14 protein-coding genes are annotated in these 17,973 nt (G+C 45.8%); 6 read left to right on the forward strand and 8 right to left on the reverse strand.

Annotated features, from left to right (window positions below; genetic code table 11):
* Positions 1–116: 116 nt before the first annotated feature.
* The 3 genes from AC51G0_RS11245 to AC51G0_RS11255 are packed head-to-tail and all read left to right on the forward strand — an operon-like array spanning position 117 to position 3,460.
* Positions 117–1,925 carry an MFS transporter gene (locus AC51G0_RS11245; protein ID WP_496298501.1) on the forward strand — a complete coding sequence of 603 codons (1,809 nt, stop codon included), beginning with the start codon at positions 117–119 and terminating at the stop codon, positions 1,923–1,925.
* Positions 1,915–2,502 (forward strand): hypothetical protein, encoded by a 588-nt coding sequence (locus AC51G0_RS11250; protein ID WP_496298502.1) that lies wholly within the window; start codon positions 1,915–1,917, stop codon positions 2,500–2,502. The genes AC51G0_RS11245 and AC51G0_RS11250 overlap by 11 nt, the downstream gene beginning before the upstream one ends.
* Entirely contained in the window at positions 2,486–3,460 is a 975-nt protein-coding gene (locus AC51G0_RS11255; RefSeq protein ID WP_496298503.1) for a hypothetical protein, read from the forward strand. The genes AC51G0_RS11250 and AC51G0_RS11255 overlap by 17 nt, the downstream gene beginning before the upstream one ends.
* A gap of 305 nt (positions 3,461–3,765) precedes the next feature.
* Here AC51G0_RS11255 and AC51G0_RS11260 read toward each other — a convergent pair whose 3' ends face one another.
* The 4 genes from AC51G0_RS11260 to AC51G0_RS11275 all read right to left on the reverse strand — a co-directional run bounded on the left by AC51G0_RS11260 (position 3,766) and on the right by AC51G0_RS11275 (position 7,927).
* On the reverse strand, positions 3,766–5,544 hold the full coding sequence (locus tag AC51G0_RS11260; protein ID WP_496298505.1) for a choline/carnitine O-acyltransferase: 1,779 nt from the start codon (positions 5,542–5,544) through the stop codon (positions 3,766–3,768).
* Positions 5,545–5,725: 181 nt separating this feature from the next.
* Positions 5,726–6,928 carry a choline ABC transporter ATP-binding protein gene (gene choV, locus AC51G0_RS11265; protein WP_496298507.1) on the reverse strand — a complete coding sequence of 401 codons (1,203 nt, stop codon included), beginning with the start codon at positions 6,926–6,928 and terminating at the stop codon, positions 5,726–5,728.
* A gap of 2 nt (positions 6,929–6,930) precedes the next feature.
* On the reverse strand, positions 6,931–7,779 hold the full coding sequence (gene choW / locus AC51G0_RS11270) for a choline ABC transporter permease subunit (RefSeq protein WP_496298508.1): 849 nt from the start codon (positions 7,777–7,779) through the stop codon (positions 6,931–6,933).
* 16 nt (positions 7,780–7,795) lie between these two features.
* Complete coding sequence (locus AC51G0_RS11275; RefSeq protein WP_496298509.1) at positions 7,796–7,927, reverse strand: hypothetical protein; 132 nt, start codon at positions 7,925–7,927, stop codon at positions 7,796–7,798.
* Between the two features lie 533 nt (positions 7,928–8,460).
* Between AC51G0_RS11275 and AC51G0_RS11280 the strand changes: the two genes are divergently transcribed.
* Complete coding sequence (locus tag AC51G0_RS11280; protein WP_496298510.1) at positions 8,461–10,038, forward strand: BCCT family transporter; 1,578 nt, start codon at positions 8,461–8,463, stop codon at positions 10,036–10,038.
* Between the two features lie 334 nt (positions 10,039–10,372).
* Here AC51G0_RS11280 and AC51G0_RS11285 read toward each other — a convergent pair whose 3' ends face one another.
* The 3 genes from AC51G0_RS11285 to xsc all read right to left on the reverse strand — a co-directional run bounded on the left by AC51G0_RS11285 (position 10,373) and on the right by xsc (position 14,224).
* Complete coding sequence (locus tag AC51G0_RS11285) at positions 10,373–11,281, reverse strand: FRG domain-containing protein (RefSeq protein WP_496298512.1); 909 nt, start codon at positions 11,279–11,281, stop codon at positions 10,373–10,375.
* 12 nt (positions 11,282–11,293) lie between these two features.
* On the reverse strand, positions 11,294–12,334 hold the full coding sequence (locus AC51G0_RS11290; protein WP_496298513.1) for a YeiH family protein: 1,041 nt from the start codon (positions 12,332–12,334) through the stop codon (positions 11,294–11,296).
* A gap of 78 nt (positions 12,335–12,412) precedes the next feature.
* Positions 12,413–14,224, reverse strand: a complete 1,812-nt coding sequence (xsc, locus tag AC51G0_RS11295) for a sulfoacetaldehyde acetyltransferase (protein ID WP_496298514.1) — start codon at positions 14,222–14,224, stop codon at positions 12,413–12,415.
* A gap of 256 nt (positions 14,225–14,480) precedes the next feature.
* On the opposite strand from xsc, the gene AC51G0_RS11300 reads away from it, so the two are divergent.
* Both AC51G0_RS11300 and AC51G0_RS11305 read left to right on the forward strand, forming a co-directional pair.
* On the forward strand, positions 14,481–15,479 hold the full coding sequence (locus tag AC51G0_RS11300; protein WP_496298515.1) for an AAA family ATPase: 999 nt from the start codon (positions 14,481–14,483) through the stop codon (positions 15,477–15,479).
* Positions 15,479–17,209: a cobaltochelatase CobT-related protein gene (locus AC51G0_RS11305; RefSeq protein ID WP_496298516.1), complete on the forward strand. Its 1,731-nt coding sequence runs from the start codon at positions 15,479–15,481 to the stop codon at positions 17,207–17,209. The genes AC51G0_RS11300 and AC51G0_RS11305 overlap by 1 nt, the downstream gene beginning before the upstream one ends.
* Here AC51G0_RS11305 and AC51G0_RS11310 read toward each other — a convergent pair.
* Entirely contained in the window at positions 17,206–17,967 is a 762-nt protein-coding gene (locus AC51G0_RS11310) for a sulfite exporter TauE/SafE family protein (protein ID WP_496301930.1), read from the reverse strand. The two genes, AC51G0_RS11305 and AC51G0_RS11310, sit on opposite strands and share 4 nt — an antisense overlap.
* Positions 17,968–17,973 lie beyond the last annotated feature (6 nt).

The following is a 17,973-nucleotide window of genomic DNA, read 5'->3' on the forward strand; positions in this document are numbered from 1 at the left end:
CTCGAAGCCATTTGGAAACATATACGAAAAAGACCAGATTGACTGGTCTGCAAAGGCACCTTTGCAGGAACTTAGAGATATTAATAGATGCGTTGAATGTAGAGGAAAGATTTTCTGTGAGTAATCGTTCGTTATATAAATTATTTCATATTGGGAAATCTACTGCTTGGGTAGTTCCTGTACTTTCTATTTTTCTAGCAAACGAAAAGGGAGTAACGGTTTCCGAGATTGTTTCCATTGCCGGACTATTCGGTATATTACCATTTTTTTTAGAGATACCCTTTGGGCTACTTTCCGATAAATGGAGTAACGACAAAACCCTTAAACTGGGGCTTCTGTCTTTTATTGCTGCTTTTGTATCAATAGTATTTTTTGATGGCGTAGAATCTTATGTTTTCTATATGCTGTTCATTACCTTGTCGTCTTCTTTGTTTTCCGGTGCTGAAGACAAACTGCTCAGTACTATTATTGAAAGCGACCAAATACAGAAATTCAAATTTGAACTAAATTCACAGTTCTACAAAGCCACCATTCCGATGATTCTTCTTGGTGGTGCCCTGTATCATCTTGATCCTAGTCTACCTTTTTATTTCCAAATCGTATCATTCTCCATTGCACTTTTTGCACTATATAAACTGCCAGCCATTACACAAAATAAAGTAAGGCGTGGCGATTCGGCAATCGAGCTGATACGCAGCTCCACATATGATATCTATAATACCTACTTTTTAATGATTGCTTTGGTAGGTTCGATGTGTACTTTTTTGGTTTCAATAAACACACGAACTGTACAAATCCACTTTGAGCAACTTGTGGATTACAATCCAACAATCGTTATTGGTTTGTTTTTTGTGATAGGTAACATGGTGTCTGCTGTTGCTTCAGACATTTACAAGAAATACTTTCTTAATAAATGGCGACTTGAACTCAATATCCTTATCTTGGGTCTAGTTGCTGCTTTAGCGTTTCTGTTTATGTCAGTTAAAAATGTTGCGGCTGTATTCGCAGGTTTTCTGATTCTTTGTGGTTTCAAATCCATCTATAGGCCGATTGTAAGCGCGAATCTGATGACCGCTTTGAGAAATACAAAATCTCTCTCCACAGCCATGTCAATGGCTGCAATGCTTTCAGCAATAATGGGGCTAGCATTAAGCTCTATTTACTCTTTATATTTCACGACCTTTGAAGGTATCAACTTGACCTTATCTGGCGTTATTGCAATTGTCTTTTTAGTGATTGCCATTGTTATACGCCAGCATAAGGAAAATATAACTGAAGAGCTGGACGTGCGTTCTATGTCCGCCAAAAAACACTTTGTGAAACGCTCATACTCTAGTTGGTCATATATTCAGGTCTACCCAAATTCAGAGTGTATTAACGAGGCATTTCTTCTTACAGAGAATAGAAACTATCCGTCACCCAAGCTACTTTCTCATGATGGCAACATGGTTGAGTGGGAATACGTCAGCGGAGAGCTTCTTTCTAACCTGTGTAGAGAGCAGCAGCTTGCAGTAGTCAGCCAGTTAGGTGAGATTATCAAAGGCATGAATTCCAAGTCTCAGTCTAGCGACATAGTTATTCACGGCGACCTTCATCCTGACAATATATTGATCAAAGGTGACAGTATCTACGTAATTGATTGGGATCTCGCTGAAGTGGGCGACCCGATGTTTGATGGGATTACTTTCATTACCAGCCCAAAACTGGATCTGACTAACAATGAACGTGTTGAGTTTATCTCCAAATATTTTGGCGTCTCTGAAAAGGAAGCAAATCAAGTCATTTCAGGTTTTCTTGGCCTAAAAAGCGAGCAGCTTAAAAGGTTGGTAGCTGCGCACGAAGTTGATGCTTACTTTACCGATTTAATTGATGCATACCAACAGTTATTAGAAAGCTTTTTGCTGGATAAGAGTTATGAGTCTTAAAACAGTAATGGTAAATGATGGTTGTTCAGCAAAATGTTCTCATTGCCCGCATGGAAGTTACCCATCGAGAGTTAAGTTTGTGGCGCATGAGGAGATACATTCAACGACTGAGGATATTGTTCTAATTTCTGGCGGTGAACCTCTCGAGATAAAAGCAACCGAGTTGATCACTCTTATTATGAACTGCCTTAAAAATCAAAAAATTTTTAGGATAGCGACTGGAGGACATGTCCCTTTAGTGAGTATTACTAGAAAACTAACGCAAACCCCATACTTTTCTGGTTTCTCTGTTGGTACTGATGTTTTGCTCGAAGAGCGGAACAAAAGGTGTCATGAATATAAAAAAGTATGGGCACAAAATGTAGCACTCTTAAATGAAACCCAGACTAACTACTCGTTCACGATCACGTTGTCCAAAACAATTGGCCTTGAATCATTTTTGCCGATTATTCGAAGTGGTAACCCAGACTTTATTATGATCAACTCAGTTGATAAAAGTGGTACTGTGAAGGCCGAGACTTGCAAACATGCATTAGAAGAAATGGGGTATATAGTGACGTATGGATATCTTGCTTAAGTTACTCGTTAATGAATATTTGATCCCTAATCCTATCTCTACAGCATCTGGCGTAATTAATTCCAAGAAAGAGGTTTTGGTTGCTTTTATCATGGAGGAGGGTGTTCAGTTTGCTATTGAACTTCCTCTGTCACCAAGTGCTGGGGAGACATTTGAAGAAATTGTCGAAAGGTTTACTATTTTTAAATTCAAAGAGTCCGAGCATATTGGGAATGCGATAAGTTATTTTGTCAACATGTCCCTTAAGCCGTTCAGGCTGAAGCGCAGCAGTGAATCTGCCACATATCGAACTTTAGGTATTTCGGATTACTATAGCGATCAAGTAAATGGCTGCTACGTTAAAATAAAGGCATCGCCAGACAGCATCAATGAAGTCAAATCATTTTTGCTTCAAAATCAAGGCAAGTCGAATTTTATACTCGACTTTAATTGCTCCCTTACTGAGAGTAATTTTATTAGTATGATGCATGAGTTTGAGGAAGTTGATGTATTTGCTTTTGAGCAGCCTCTTAAGCATTGCTCTAACAATGAGTTATTGTTAAATGGACAAGGTTTATATATTGCTGATGAATCACTGCCAAAGGTTTCTTATTCATCCCTTAAGAGTAAGGGCTATGGCGGTTTTGTGTTCAAGGCATTCAGAAATAACTTTAAGTCCCTGACCGAGTGCAGTTTTAACTCTGACAATCTTTATGGAGTCGTAGGAACAAATATGTCTGGCGCTTTTGATGTTCAATTTAGTTCGATAATAAATGACTATTTGCCAGTAGAAATCAAAAACTACTCACTTGCTTCATATTTTGAAGGTCATCCTTTAGATAAAAAGATCGTGTACTTAATTGAAGAAAACACAGTTCGATTATCTGAAGATGCAGTGAACTACATCAACCATAGTACTTCAGAGCTAGCTTCCTTTACTGTGAACAAAAGCCAGTTGAGATCATTTTACGAAGATTAACCCTGAGCTGAGGTTCAAGCGGTTACATAGTTAAATGACCTACGGCAGAGCCGATGGCTTATCAGATTGCGCTCTTGAAGGGCTAAAGTAAGCAATAGTATGCCCCCTTGGATAACTTTTGGTAAGGTAAACTGCATTAACAGGATATGAATGAACCTTTGCTCTAAACGAAAAAAGGGCAAAAGCAAGTTAGAGCAACCTATCTGATATGGTTGAGCTAAATGACAAATTGCGTCTAACCTAATGCAAGCCTAACTCACTCCCGACACCCACTCTGACAGTTTCCCCCTTTAGCACCAGGCGTATTAGCTTCGCATCAATTCTGCCATTTCAAGCAGCGATTGCTCGATATAGATTCGCATCTGCTCGAGTTTGTCTTGCATGTCGGTTCGACTTGTCATATTGAAGCAGATAGAATCATTTCGCTTAAAGTACCTGATCCCGTAGCCATCATCGACAATTGGCCCGTAACCTGCCAGCTCAACACCGTATTCTGACGTGGTGCTAGTACAAACCACACTGTGAGTCAGGGCCTGGTATCCTTTATCGGTAAATATTTTTGGAAGTGTATCAATACCGATGTCACGGCCAACCGCTTTATAATGGTATTTAAGCGCGAGTAAATGGGTATAAACCCCATGACCAAACCTGCACTCGTTTGCCCTTTCGATGTGTATTCGTGTCGCCTTAATGAGTGAATCTATCTTAGCCTGATCGCTACAATCGGGATCGCGTATATTTTGAATAAAGGCCATCGACTCGGGCGAAACGGTATATAAAACATCGAGACGTCCATCGAGAAACGTTCTGGTCATCACAGCTTCATAGGCACTGTAGCACTTTCCATAAAGCTTATGTTCCGCCAATTGTAACGCCAACTGAACGAACGCATCAGGGCTCACGCCAAATTGCTTGATCTGATTTTTACCAAACTGAGTAAAATGCAAAACCCTGGTTTGGGTATTGGCCGTGTGTTGACAAAACGCATCCGCTGCTGCACGAATCGTCTGTGTCAGCGCATCATCTAAATCAAACTCAATGTCTTCAGCTCTTGGGGCTAGTGATCCTTTTGTCTCAGCAAAAGCGCCCCTCTCATCAAAAGAAACCTTATCAATCGTGTCGTAGAGATATCCAATCAAGCGCAACATCACAGAGCCATCTACCCCTGTATGTTCGAAATTGACCCCTGTTTTACCATTTTTGAAGACGATAAATTGCAGCGACTTATCGAAAAAGCGATCCTTGCCATCTCCATGAAGTAACTGTTTTGATACCTCGGTTATCTCTTCCGGGTTATTTTCATCCAGGCACAAGGCAAAAGCAGCGTCTTCGATTGCTGTCATCGCTTCTCTATTGTTCGCCGATATCTGAAGCAAATCTGCCCTGCTTTCTGCCCAAGCATCTCTCGGCATTGTGGTTAGCACGCCTATATTTTGCCCTTTCCCAGAGATAGAGAGAATGCAATCAAGATCGGATTCAATCGCTGAAGGCGTTCTGATACTTCCTTTTTCATCAAGAATATCGATCTTATATATGCGTTGATTATGCATTACCACAATATGCTGTCTGGATGATGAAACTTTGAGCTCATCCATTCCCTGCTGCGCTATTCTTATTGAGGAAAAAAGGTTGTTGTACTGATTCATGCAAAGCGGCATATCTTTTTGCATGTCAACCGTGAGCTCTTTTTTATCAATCAAAGAGATAAAATTATAAACGCTGACAATAAGCGCGGCGGCGATATGTGCCTGTGAATAGGCCTTTTTATCAAGCTTACTTTTCAGGTAATAAAATACGTTACTGTTAATCACCAGAGAATCTCGGGATTCCAGATAATGAGCTCGCCAGACGGGCGCGGACCAATTAGAGTCAGCGTGTCGACTAGCCCATTCAATCAGCTCATGCTGTAGTACTTCTCCCTCTCCGCCCGACTGCAAAAACTGCTCAATCACCTTTTTGGTTCTGGCTTGCTCTTCTTGCGTTAATAACGGTTCAGCCCATTCAATGAGTTTCCGACATGTTTTATTTAAGCTTGGCACCGGCATTATCGGTAACTCTTTTTGACAACTAAATGTATTTCCCATTGTTTTTTAAACTCCTTGGGGTCTGTCTTTTTTTCAGAATGAGTCTTGTTGAGCATTATTATTTTTATAGTAGGGCGACTGATACAAAGTAACCCTATTTAGTAACGCGCAGGTAAGCCTTAGCCCTATGTATTAAAAACTATTGAAGACATACTCCGCGCTTTCGAGTGTAGAGATCGAATTATGTACTGGTTTCAGTTTCTAGTGAAAAGTGTTTACCTAACAGGGCGTGATAGAAATCATTGTCCGCCAACACGCCGACCAGCGGCCCATTATCGGCCAACAGAACAGGTTGCCCCGTACGATAGCGGATTTCCAACCCTTCCCGCATTGAGATGTCCGGACTGGATATCACCAGGCTATCTTGTTTCAGCCCCTCAAGGCAGTCTCCTTCCTGCCACGAATGCAGGGGTAACGCCTTACCCCGACGGGTCACCGAAGTAACATGTCCTTGATGGTCAGTTTCTACATAGGTTTGATCATGGTGGCTTAACACCCGTTTATTATCTTGCAACTCCAACGCGGCTACATCTGTCATCAAAGAACGACCACACAACACATTCAGCGGATTGGTGTGAGCCACAAACTCCGCGACGTACGCTGTATTCGGGTTAAGCACGATCTCTTCCGGTTTACCGTGCTGGATCAAACGGCCCGATTCCATAATGGCAATTTTATTACCCAGTTTCAGCGCTTCATCCAAATCGTGGCTCACGAAGACAATGGTTTTATTCAGCTGACGCTGAAGTTCGAGCAGCTCATCCTGAAGTTGGCTTCTAATCAGGGGATCAAGGGCAGAAAAAGGTTCATCCATCAGCAAGATATCGCTATCCATGGTGAACGCCCGTGCCAACCCCACTCGTTGCTGCATACCGCCCGACAACTCGTGAGGATAGTTATCTTTCCATTCAGCCAAGCCAACCATTTCCAATTTTTCTTCTGCACGACGACGGCGCTCACCCTTCGAGACGCCTTGCATCTCAAGGCCAAAAGCGACGTTATCCAGAACGGTTAACCAAGGCATTAACGCAAATTTTTGAAAAACCATCGAAATGCGGTTAGTGCGTAGATGACGCAGTGTACTACCGTCACAACTCGCCAGGTTAATTGTACGGTCACCGTCACGCACGTTTAGTTCACCCCGGGAAACTGTGTTGAGACCATTGATCGCCCGCAACAGGCTAGACTTACCAGAACCTGATAACCCCATGAGAACGCAGATATCCCCTTCCTTGATCTCCAGGCTGACGTCATGCACACCAACGACATCACCCGTGATATCAATGATTTCCTGACGGCTCTTTCCTTCATCCAGTAATGCCAGAGATTTATCGATCTTGTTACCGAAAACCACATCTAAATTCTTAATACTGATTGCAACCATGACTATTTTCCTCCGTTATGATGTGCCGGAGTTTTACACAGCCGATCCAGAATAATCGCGACTAAAACTATCGCCAACCCTGCTTCAAATCCCTGAGCAATATTCACTGTATTAAGAGCACGGATAACTGGCTTACCTAGTCCGTCAGCACCAACGAGTGCTGCAATCACCACCATTGAAAGCGATAACATAATGCATTGAGTAATACCCGCCATGATGTTTGGCATTGCCGCCGGAAGTTCAACTTTAAACAGTAATTTTATTCGATTGGCACCGAATGCTTTTCCTGCTTCCACTAATTCTTCTGGAACTCCGATAATTCCCAGATAAGTCAGACGAATTGGAGCAGCAATGGCAAAAATAATGGTGGATATCAGGCCGGGAACAACCCCTAAACCAAATAAAACCAGAGTTGGAATTAAATAAACAAAGGTTGGAATCGTTTGCATCAAATCCAGTATTGGTCGCAAAATGGCGTAACACCAGGGGCGGTGAGCAGCCATAATACCAATCGGAACACCAACCAGAACAGAAAAGAGCGTCGCGGTTAACACTAGAACAAAGGTTTCCAGCATCTCATGCCAGTATCCCAGGTTCAGGATCAACAATAGTGCGGCTACGACAAATACCATTAAAGATAAGTTGCGGTGAAGAAGCCAGGTAAATAGCGCGACAAGGGCGATCAACCCCATAGGAGGGAACCACTTAACGCCATCAACAAAAAAGATAATTAATGATTCAAGACCATAGGATAAAGCATCAAAAAAACCTGCCGCATTGTAAGTGAGCCAATCCACGAAGTCAGCCATCCAACTGCCGACAGGAATTTTATGCTCAATGATAAAGTTCACTTTTACTCCTTGTTTATTAATTAATATCCATTGTGACCACTGGTGACGCACCCGTTTTTCGGCTGATTAAACCAACATCGTTTACAGCAGCCATCGTTGCATCAATCAGCTGTGGACGACGAATTTCCGGCATCCCTAACGTTGGCATTTAGCCCTTAATTATTTTTAATTAAACGTTCAATTAATAAAAACCTTACACGAAAGATTAGAAACATCAAAGCGAAATCATTAGTACTATAACAATACACAAGCCATCACCCACTCAATAAGTCATTGTTTTACATTGAAATAAATTACCACCACCCTAGAATTAAAAATATCATTGTTTAGCACTCAAAACATCCATAACAATAAGGCTGCAAGCAAATAGAAATTACCCCTGGCAAGCCCCCCTACAACCTTCCTTTCTTGCGCTTCATTACTAGATCCAGCCTCAAATAATTAGAGTACGAAGCAAACAATTAGAGCTCAAAACAAATCCGTACAACCGCACCAATTCAATCGAGGAGAAAACCGTGTCTAGTGTGAGTTTTATCGCCTTCTCTTGTGATAATGCAGCGCCAATGTTAACATTTCGCCGATTTTAATAATTTGAAGTCTAAGTATTTCCTGATTTACATCTGTTTTGGTGATGTTTTCCAGGTGAAAAATACTTAGAGGACAAAACGTTTGAGAATGAGTATGGATAGCGTATTTAATAAATACAGCATAAAAACAACGGATTACGAAGTTGGGCAAGACAATGTTCAAAAATGGGGTTTTGACGTTCACAACCCTGTTTTCGGTATCAGTGCAGGACTAATTATTCTATTTTTGGCCGCGCTGCTGCTTGTTGACCCAAGCACTGCAAAGGCCGCTCTAGATGGCCTTAAGTGGCAAATCATTGGAAACTTTGACCTTCTATTTATGTGGTCTGGGAATATTTTCCTGATTTTCTGTTTAGGTTTAATTCTCTCGCCACTTGGCAAAGTTCGACTTGGTGGCATAGACGCCAAACCTGAGCACTCCAATATTTCATGGATAGCAATGCTTTTTGCAGCAGGCATGGGTATTGGTCTTATGTTCTGGGGAGTGGCAGAGCCAACCGCCTACTTCACTGGCTGGTACGAAACACCATTGGCCGTTGAAGCTTTTTCTCCAGAAGCGAGAAAGGTCGCCCTGGGTGCAACCATGTTCCACTGGGGTATTCACGCATGGTCTATGTATGCGGTTGTCGCCCTGTCTTTGGCTTTCTTCACGTTCAACAAAGGGTTGCCACTTTCTATTCGTTCAATTTTCTACCCTTTGCTTGGTGATCGGACTTGGGGCTGGTTTGGTAACGTTATTGATATCATGGCTGTACTTGCCACCCTATTTGGCCTTGCTACATCGCTAGGGCTTGGTGCACAGCAGGCAACCAGTGGTATCAACCATGTTTTTGGCACCGAAGGTGGCCTTGGCATGCAGCTCGCAGTCATTGCTTTTGTTACAACCCTTGCGGTTGTCTCTGTTATTCGAGGTATTGAAGGCGGTGTTAAGGTACTGAGTAACGTCAACATGCTATTTGCTGTTGCCCTGCTTATCTTTGTTACCTTGGTTGGATTTGCCATTGCAATGGGCTCCCTGCCAACAACCTTGATGGGTTACATCGAGAATATCATTCCGCTTAGTAACCCTCACGGACGTGAAGATGTTACGTGGATGCATGGCTGGACAGTATTTTACTGGGCATGGTGGATTTCTTGGTCACCATTTGTAGGGATGTTTATTGCGCGCGTTTCTAAGGGCAGAACCGTTAGAGAATTCCTAACTGCCGTTATCTTTATTCCAACATTGATCACGTTGATTTGGATGTCTGTTTTCGGTGGTATTGCTATCGATCAGGTAGTAAACAAGGTGGGTGAATTAGGTGTAAATGGACTAACCGATATTTCATTAACACTATTCCATGTGTTTGATGCACTGCCATTTGGCTCGGTCATTTCTGTTATTTCTATCGCGTTGATCATGGTGTTCTTTATCACGTCTTCAGATTCAGGATCACTTGTTATTGATAGCATAACAGCTGGCGGTAAAGTGGATGCTCCCGTCCCGCAACGTATCTTCTGGGCAACCGTTGAAGGTGCAATTGCTGCGGTAATGTTATGGGTTGGTGGTACTGAGGCAATTCAAGCTCTACAGGCTGGGACCATTGCAACAGCTCTACCCTTCACCATTATTCTCCTGTTGATGTGTGTGAGCTTAGTTAAAGGCTTGAGAACAGAAAGAGCCCTGTACTAACAGTAACTCTCCTAACTAAAAATGGTCAGCTCAATTGCTGACCCTTTTTATATGCCCAAACTACTTCAAAATGCAGGATTCAGAGTGATATCAGCAAGTTCAGTTCAAGGAAAATAACGGCAGGAATGGTAGCCCCTTTCAACATTATTTGACACCGAAATGGACTTGCTGAATCACTCCCGAAGGGCGAGTTTACTTGGCTGCTATGCAGCGTTACAGCTTTTTGACGTAGAGCTACTATGTCTTCAAATCTGCGCCTTGCCTACGCGGCCCGACCTACCAGGCAAGTCATTCTCGCTGAAACGAGCATTAAGAAGTGGTTTGGGTATAAGCACTAATCAAAGTCAAAATCTCTGGTATAAGTATGGCGGTATTGCTGGAAGCCATCTGATACTTCGCGTCGGTTTAGTTCGCTTACCGATTCGCTATGCCCCCGGGCCGTAGTCATTCCTCCAAAGGCCTGGTGGTTGTTAACTACCTTTATAGACATTTTCTTTTTCTGATTCAGATAAGGATTACTAGCAGAACTATCCTCACTCAGTGACGTCTCGAATAACTTATTAATATGTCGGCATAGACCACTCAAATCAGGGTAAATCAACCGCTCATTGACGCCACATTGGTCTAGCTCATCCAGTAATTTCTCTTTCACCGCAGGAAGAATAGGGATCTCCATGAGGTTACCGCTAGCGGCCAATTCCTCCTCGAGAGGAACAAACCTCTGTCCATTATTTCCAGTCTGGTTGGAGCTGGAATGCACGGTATACCAGCCATTTTGGGCATCTACCCTAGGGTGGCAACGTTTAGGATGTAACACCTTGGTTTGAGTCTGCTCAAAAGGATCAGTGTTTAGATCAGCATCCATTAAGCTATCTGCTTTCAATACATAAACATGGGGTTGTTTGCCTGGATTCTGGCAGGCAAACCATAAAGCAACGAGCGGATTGCTGCTCCAGTCGAGCAACCGGGTTTTCAAACCAAAATGCTGGGCTTCCGATAATAAATACCAGTAGCCTGAATGCTCATTCGATAACTTGTTAGCACCATATTTGTGTAGCATATCGAGCATATCTTTTTCGACTGACACAGAATCGATATTACTTCTGTTTCTGGCTACAGCGGGAAGCAGGCGCCTTTTTATATTTGGCTGCCCCCGAAATAACGTCAGGTTATTGCCCGCGCTGAATTCACGGATAATATCCAAGTATTTTGACAATGAACTTACATGTGACGAAGACTTCATGATAACTCCTTTTTATCCTGCAGATAGTCGACCCAAATAAACGATAACCAGCATGTAGGCGGCGATGAATACCGCATTGCTCATCAGCAAAATAACTGGCTTCCAGCCTAACTCTGATAACTTTTCAAACGAGGTTTTTACTCCCAGTGCTGCAATTGAAATAACCAGGCACCACTTTGATACATCTGAGCTAAGCGTCGCTACATCTACCGGAATTAAACCCAGACTATTGATGACAATTAACCCAATAAAAACGAGCAGAAAAAGAGGAACTATCGGTTGCTTGGCCGCCTCCCCTTCCCCATGGACTTCACGGTCTTTGCGAAACACAAATACCAGCAAGACAACAACAGGCATCAGCATTGCGACCCGAAACATTTTGGCAAGTGTTGCAGCATCACCGACCTCAGGCGAGATCATAAAACCGGCACCGACAACCTGGGCAACATCGTGGATCGAGCCACCAAGAAACAAGCCAGCTTCGGCAATCGTCAGTCCACTGGTTGTAGCAACCAATGGGTAAAGCACCATTGCCACTGTAGAGAAAATCGCCACACCTATCGCGGTTAACAAGGTGTAGTGCTCGTTATCGCGGTTCTGCGGCAAGGTTGATGATATGGCCATCGCAGCCGAGATCCCGCAGATGCCGGTAGCCCCACCAGATAACAGTCCCAGCATTGGAGGTAACTTCAATACACGAGCCAGCAGTAAACTGAAACTGATCGTCAGAACCACGGCCCCGGCCAACGCACCGACACCGGCAGCTCCGATATCACTGACATCACTGACCGCTATCCGAACGCCAAGCAACGCGACGCCAATTCTTACCAGCTTCTTCGCCGACATCTCGATACCGGCCATACATTTGTGGTTATCGGATAAAAAGTGGAACGCAATACCAATCAGCAAGGCATATAAAAACTTCGGGCCACCATAATGTTCTGATACAAATGAAGCCGCGACAGCGATCACGCTGCACAGCAGAAAGCCCGGTAAAATCACGCTCAAATCATTGAACATGACCTTTGGCATTCTCAAAGTTCTCGTCGTCATCAAAGATCACCTCGTTCCGTGAAATGTATAAAAAAGCCTGACCCAGAAATCTGTGTCAGGCTGCGCTGCATTTAACGATTAAACGTAATCTTTATACTTATCCAGGAAGCGGACAGGCGTGGACAGTGCGTCGCGGCGGAACGGGTCGCCGAGTTCCTGGGTACACATGATCTCGATGACGGTGGTCTTGCCTTCGTTCATCTGCATGTCGATGGCCTTGTCCAAAGCCGGGCCAACATCTTCCAGGCGGTCGACGGTGATACCTTCCGCCCCCATTGCACGGGCGATTTCAGCAAAGCTTTGGTTATCCAGCTCACCGGCGACAAAGCGACGGTTATAGAAATCCACCTGGTTCTTCTTCTCGGCGCCCCACTGACGGTTATGGAACACCACGGCCGTGACCGGAATGTTGTGGCGGACACAGGTCATTGTTTCCATCAGGCTCATGCCCCAGGCACCATCGCCTGCATACGAAATAGCAGGGCGATGCGGTGCCGCCACCTTGGCCCCGATGATTGTCGGGAATGCATAACCACAGTTACCAAAGCTCATTGCAGCAAAGAAACTGCGTGGTTTTTCAAAGCGTAGGTAGCTATTGGCAACCGAGTTGATATTACCAATATCGGTCGAGACCATCACATCTTCCGGCATCGCTTTTTCCAGCTCGCGAAGTACTTGGCGAGGGTGCAGGTATTCACCGCCCGAGAACGGTTTTTCCTGGGCATTTTCTTCGATCATATCCAGGCTGAAGGCATCGCGTTCGTGCGTCCAGTCATCGAGCTCCTTCTCCCAGATCTCTTTCTCGGCCTGAACCTTGTTAAAGCGATCATCTTTAGTTGCATCACACGCCAGCGAGCGACCTTCCAGGCGTTCAGTTAATGCCACCGCAGAGGCCTTGGCATCACCGCAAACACCTACTGTGATTTTCTTAACCAGTCCCAGCATTTTGTGGTCGGCATCGATTTGAATGATTTTGGCATCCTTCGGCCAGTAGTCCATACCATGCTGAGGCAAGGTGCCGAATGGCCCCAGGCGAGAACCCAGTGCAATCACTACATCAGCTTGAGAGATCAATTTCATCGCCGCTTTCGAACCCTGATAGCCAAGTGGTCCGCACCATAGCGGGTGGCTAGCCGGGAATGAGTCATTGTGCAGGTAGCTGTTGACGACCGGGGCGCCCAAACGCTCTGCCAGCGCCTTACATTCTTCGACCGCACCAGCCATTACCACACCGCCACCAGAAATAATGACAGGGAACTTGGCTTCAGCCAGCAGATCGGCCGCATCATTCAAGCTCTGCTCACCACCAGGACCACGGTCCAGACGGGCAGGTTTTGGAATTTCACAATTAACTTCACCATAGAAATAGTCACGGGGAATATTGAGCTGAGTCGGTCCCATTTCGCTCATCGCCCGGTCGAAACAACGGCCAGTGTATTCCGCCATCCGTGATGGGTGGGTCACATGCCCTTGGTATTTTGTGAACTCCTGGAACATCGGCAGCTGGTTACATTCCTGGAAACCACCTAGCCCCATTGTTGTTGTACCCGTTTCTGGCGTTACGATAACCACCGGGCTATGCGCCCAATAAGCCGCAGCAATCGCTGTGACACAGTTACTGATACCTGGGCCATTCTGACCAATTACCACACCGTGATCGCCCGATACACGGGAATAACCATCTGCCATGTGCGCGGCACCCTGCTCATGCACAACAGGGATAAGGCGAATGCCGGCTGGCGCGAAAATGTCCATAGCATCCATAAACGCAGAGCCCATAATGCCGAACATATCGGTTACGCCATTGGCAACCATTGTTTCAACGAAGGCTTCTGAAGGGGTCATCTTAGTTGGACCAGTAACAACGGTACGTGCACCTTGTTCGCTCATAATCTGTATCTCCTTGATGATGGGACAACGCGTTCACAAAATCGGAACCAAACGTCTCAATATCCAAAATTCAATCTAACACTAGACGCTCATTTTTTACCCGTCAACAAAAAACAATAAATCGGTACAAAAAATTCCGAAAAACGATACACAGCGACCAGTTTTCTCTTTTCGCCATTTTGTTTTGCTTGTTGGTGATAAAGAATGAGGGGTAAGAAATACGCCAAAAGGCCAAACAATTGAGGGAAGAGAAAAGATGACAGACATTGCACTCACCGATATTGCACTTATCAAGCCCGATATCCGGGTTTCTGTTCGCGATCTTTTCGGTATCGATTCAGATCTCTGTGTTCCTGCTTTTTCCGAACGTGACGATCACGTGCCAGAAATTGACCACGCCTACCGCTTCAACCCGGAGGTGACCCTGGCCATCCTTGCCGGCTTTGCGCAAGATCGCCGTACGATGATCCAGGGCATGCACGGAACCGGAAAATCCACCCATATAGAACAGGTAGCAGCGCGTTTAAACTGGCCCTGCGTACGGGTAAACCTGGATGGTCACCTCAGCCGCCTTGATCTGGTCGGGAAAGATACGATTGTCTTACGTGACGGCCAGCAGGTAACTGAATTTCAGGAAGGGATCGTGCCGTGGTCATTGCAACGTCCTGTTGCCCTTATCTTTGATGAGTATGATGCAGGGCGACCCGATGTCATGTTTGTTATTCAGCGAATTCTAGAACGGGATGGCAAGTTCACCCTGCTTGATCAGAATCGGGTGATCCATCCTCATCCAGCATTTCGCCTGTTTGCTACTTCCAACACGGTTGGGCTCGGCAACCTGTCAGGGTTGTATCATGGTACCCAGGTACTGAACCATGCTCAGATTGACCGCTGGAATATTGTTGCCACCCTCAACTATCTACCTAGCGAGGAAGAGCTCGCCATTGTCCTGGCCCGTGTGCCCAGTAAAGATACGGAGCAAGGGCGCAAGCTACTCCAACGGATGGTCGCTGTTGCTGATTTAACCCGCAAGGGCTTTGCTGCTGGCGACCTATCAACCCTGATGTCACCACGAACGGTCATCACCTGGGCTGAAAACTGCGAGATCTTCCGAAACCCTGCATTGGCTTTCCGCCTTTCTTTTCTCAATAAATGTGATGACATCGAGCGCCCAATTGTTGCCGAGTATTATCAGCGCTGCTTCGATGAAGAGCTTGAGGAATCCTGGCTAGTTAAAGCGGGGGAAGCGTTGTGATGGCAATACCAACTAAGGCAATACAACCCCAGTCGCGCCAGCAACAACAAACCGAGGAGCTCTGCGCTGCAGCCGCACGCGCGCTGAGCAATGAACCGCAACTTCACTACCGCGGTGAAAGGCTCTACCGGGGAGTATCACCTGTTCCCATCCATGCTTCACATTTACGCCATACCAAAGAAGACGGTGATTTCAAAGCCAAACGCGGCAATATCGATGCTATTTCACTGCGTTTGCGATATTCTGATAGCGCGTTACATCAACAGCTCTGTCCTGATGATCCCATTGCTCGATTACTGTTTGAAATGCTCGAACAGTTCCGTGTCGAAACCTTCGTCCCTGATTCTATGCCAGGAATGGCGACCAATATTGAACACAGCTTCATACGCTGGACTGAGCAATTTTACCAATCAGGCTTAGCCGAAACCCACCTTGGGATCTTGCTCTACACTGTGGCGCTGATCTCACGATCTCGCCTAATCGCCCGCCCTGTACCAGCTCATAGTGAAGATTTCATTGAAGCCACCCGAGCTGCGATTGTTCCCGTATTAGGGACACCACTAGCCGGACTTCGTCGCACCCGTGACAACCAGCAAGACTATGCTGTCCATGCACTCAATATTGCCCGTATCGTCAGCGATATGCTCCAAACCGAAATGGATCTGCATTCTGAAAGCTCTGAGAGTGATGGAGCCGACAAGACGTTACTCGCCTTTTCCCTATTGCTGGATTTCGAGGATGGAGAGAGTGAGGCTATTGCAACGGCTGCCAGCGGGCAAAGCAACACATTTACAGGTGTCCATTGTGGCTACCAGATATTCACGACCCAATATGACCGCGAAGTGGCTGCAGCGTCTCTGGTAAGAAAAGCCCTGCTTGTGGAATACAGGGAGAGACTGGATCAACGGATCCGGCATCAGGGGGTCAATATCAGGCTCCTTGCCAAACAGCTCTCGGCGGTACTGAATACCCCTCATCGTGACGGATGGCTATTCGGCGAAGAGGAAGGCTATATAGACGGCCGTAGGCTTAGCCAGCTCATCAGCTCTCCGGGAGAAAGACGCTTGTTCTGCACGGAGCAATATAAGCCGACAGCGAATGCCATCGTCAGCTTTCTGATTGATTGTTCCGGCTCTATGCGGGAGCATATTGAAAACGTCACCTTAATCGTCGATATATTGGTGAAGGCACTGGGTTTGGCCGGTATTACCAGCGAAGTCCTTGGCTTTACGACTAACGCCTGGAACGGCGGCAAAGCCTATGCCGACTGGCTTCAAAAAGGGCGTCCGGCTTCCCCTGGGCGATTAAATGAGGCCTGTCACCTAGTTTTCAAAGACGCGGATTCTAACTGGCGCCACGCCCGCAAGAACATCGCCGCTTTGCTTAAAGCCGATCTGTTTCGGGAAGGGATAGATGGCGAGGCGATTGAATGGGCATGCCAGCGCATGTGTGTACGGCCAGAAGAAAAACGTATTCTATTGGTTATTTCAGATGGCAGCCCTATGGATACAGCCACCAACCTGACCAATGATAAATTCTATCTGGGCAATCACCTGAAAGAGGTTGTATCACGGTATGAAAAAACAGGCGAGGTTGATATTTTGGGACTTGGCGTCGGGTTGGATTTAAGCCCGTATTACCGTCGGAATCTCGCCATTGAGCTGGCTGACTCCGTCGATAATGCCCTGTTTGCAGATATTATTCGACTAATCGCCAGCAAGCGGCGCTAGCGCGCCGTTACCATCAGGGCTGATGCAATCAGGTAAACACCAATTAACATCAATACGGTAAAAACAAGTCGCCGCATTGTATCGGCACTAAACGGCGGCGGGTAACGACGGCCAACAAAGGTCGTCAGGGTCACAACAGGCAATGCAACGGCAGCCAGCAATAGGATTTCAGTATCCAGCTTGCCCTGCGCACCGATAAACAGGCTGCGTGAGGCCGATGTGCAGGCAAAAACAACCAGCAGCATATTGCGAATCGTCTTGATATCAAACGGCTGGCGGTAGAATTGGTACACCAGTGGTGGCCCGGCCATACCAAACAAGCCTCCGGTCAAGCCTGAGCTGAAGCCACTGACAACAAAGCTGGTATCTCCCGACCGTACCTCTTTCTGCGAGGGCCGCATCAGAAAATTCAAGCCACTGTAGACAATCATGGCACCGAGTAATCCTTGTAATAAAGTGGCCGCCGAATAACTCAGAAACTCCAATAACAATACCCCGGCAATAACGCCCGGCAGCACACCGACAGCAACGGCGCGGACTGCACGCCAGTCGATCTGCCGGGTTGCCCCTGGCAGGGCCACCGCACAATTAGCCAGTGTCACCAGGCTGACAACGGCGGCAATCACAGCAACCGTGGTCAAATCCAGTGCACTGGTAGCTCCGATAACAATAATGCCGAGGCCAAAGCCGGTAACGGTCTGAAAATAAGTACCCACCATAATGATGGCAAGCAAAGCTAGCAGGGTTTCGGTGCTCATCATTCA

The organism is Photobacterium sp. HL06 (genome assembly GCF_059552575.1).

What these genes read in the sequence shown, in the direction of transcription:
- AC51G0_RS11255 (WP_496298503.1), top strand. Translation starts at nt 2,486, where the DNA reads ATGGATATCTTGCTTAAGTTACTCGTTAATGAATATTTGATCCCTAAT.
- AC51G0_RS11260 (WP_496298505.1), bottom strand. Translation starts at nt 5,544, where the DNA reads ATGGGAAATACATTTAGTTGTCAAAAAGAGTTACCGATAATGCCGGTG.
- AC51G0_RS11310 (WP_496301930.1), bottom strand. Translation starts at nt 17,967, where the DNA reads ATGAGCACCGAAACCCTGCTAGCTTTGCTTGCCATCATTATGGTGGGT.
- choV (WP_496298507.1), bottom strand. Translation starts at nt 6,928, where the DNA reads ATGGTTGCAATCAGTATTAAGAATTTAGATGTGGTTTTCGGTAACAAG.
- AC51G0_RS11300 (WP_496298515.1), top strand. Translation starts at nt 14,481, where the DNA reads ATGACAGACATTGCACTCACCGATATTGCACTTATCAAGCCCGATATC.
- AC51G0_RS11280 (WP_496298510.1), top strand. Translation starts at nt 8,461, where the DNA reads ATGGATAGCGTATTTAATAAATACAGCATAAAAACAACGGATTACGAA.
- AC51G0_RS11275 (WP_496298509.1), bottom strand. Translation starts at nt 7,927, where the DNA reads ATGCCAACGTTAGGGATGCCGGAAATTCGTCGTCCACAGCTGATTGAT.
- AC51G0_RS11290 (WP_496298513.1), bottom strand. Translation starts at nt 12,334, where the DNA reads ATGACGACGAGAACTTTGAGAATGCCAAAGGTCATGTTCAATGATTTG.
- xsc (WP_496298514.1), bottom strand. Translation starts at nt 14,224, where the DNA reads ATGAGCGAACAAGGTGCACGTACCGTTGTTACTGGTCCAACTAAGATG.
- AC51G0_RS11250 (WP_496298502.1), top strand. Translation starts at nt 1,915, where the DNA reads ATGAGTCTTAAAACAGTAATGGTAAATGATGGTTGTTCAGCAAAATGT.
- AC51G0_RS11285 (WP_496298512.1), bottom strand. Translation starts at nt 11,281, where the DNA reads ATGAAGTCTTCGTCACATGTAAGTTCATTGTCAAAATACTTGGATATT.
- AC51G0_RS11305 (WP_496298516.1), top strand. Translation starts at nt 15,479, where the DNA reads ATGGCAATACCAACTAAGGCAATACAACCCCAGTCGCGCCAGCAACAA.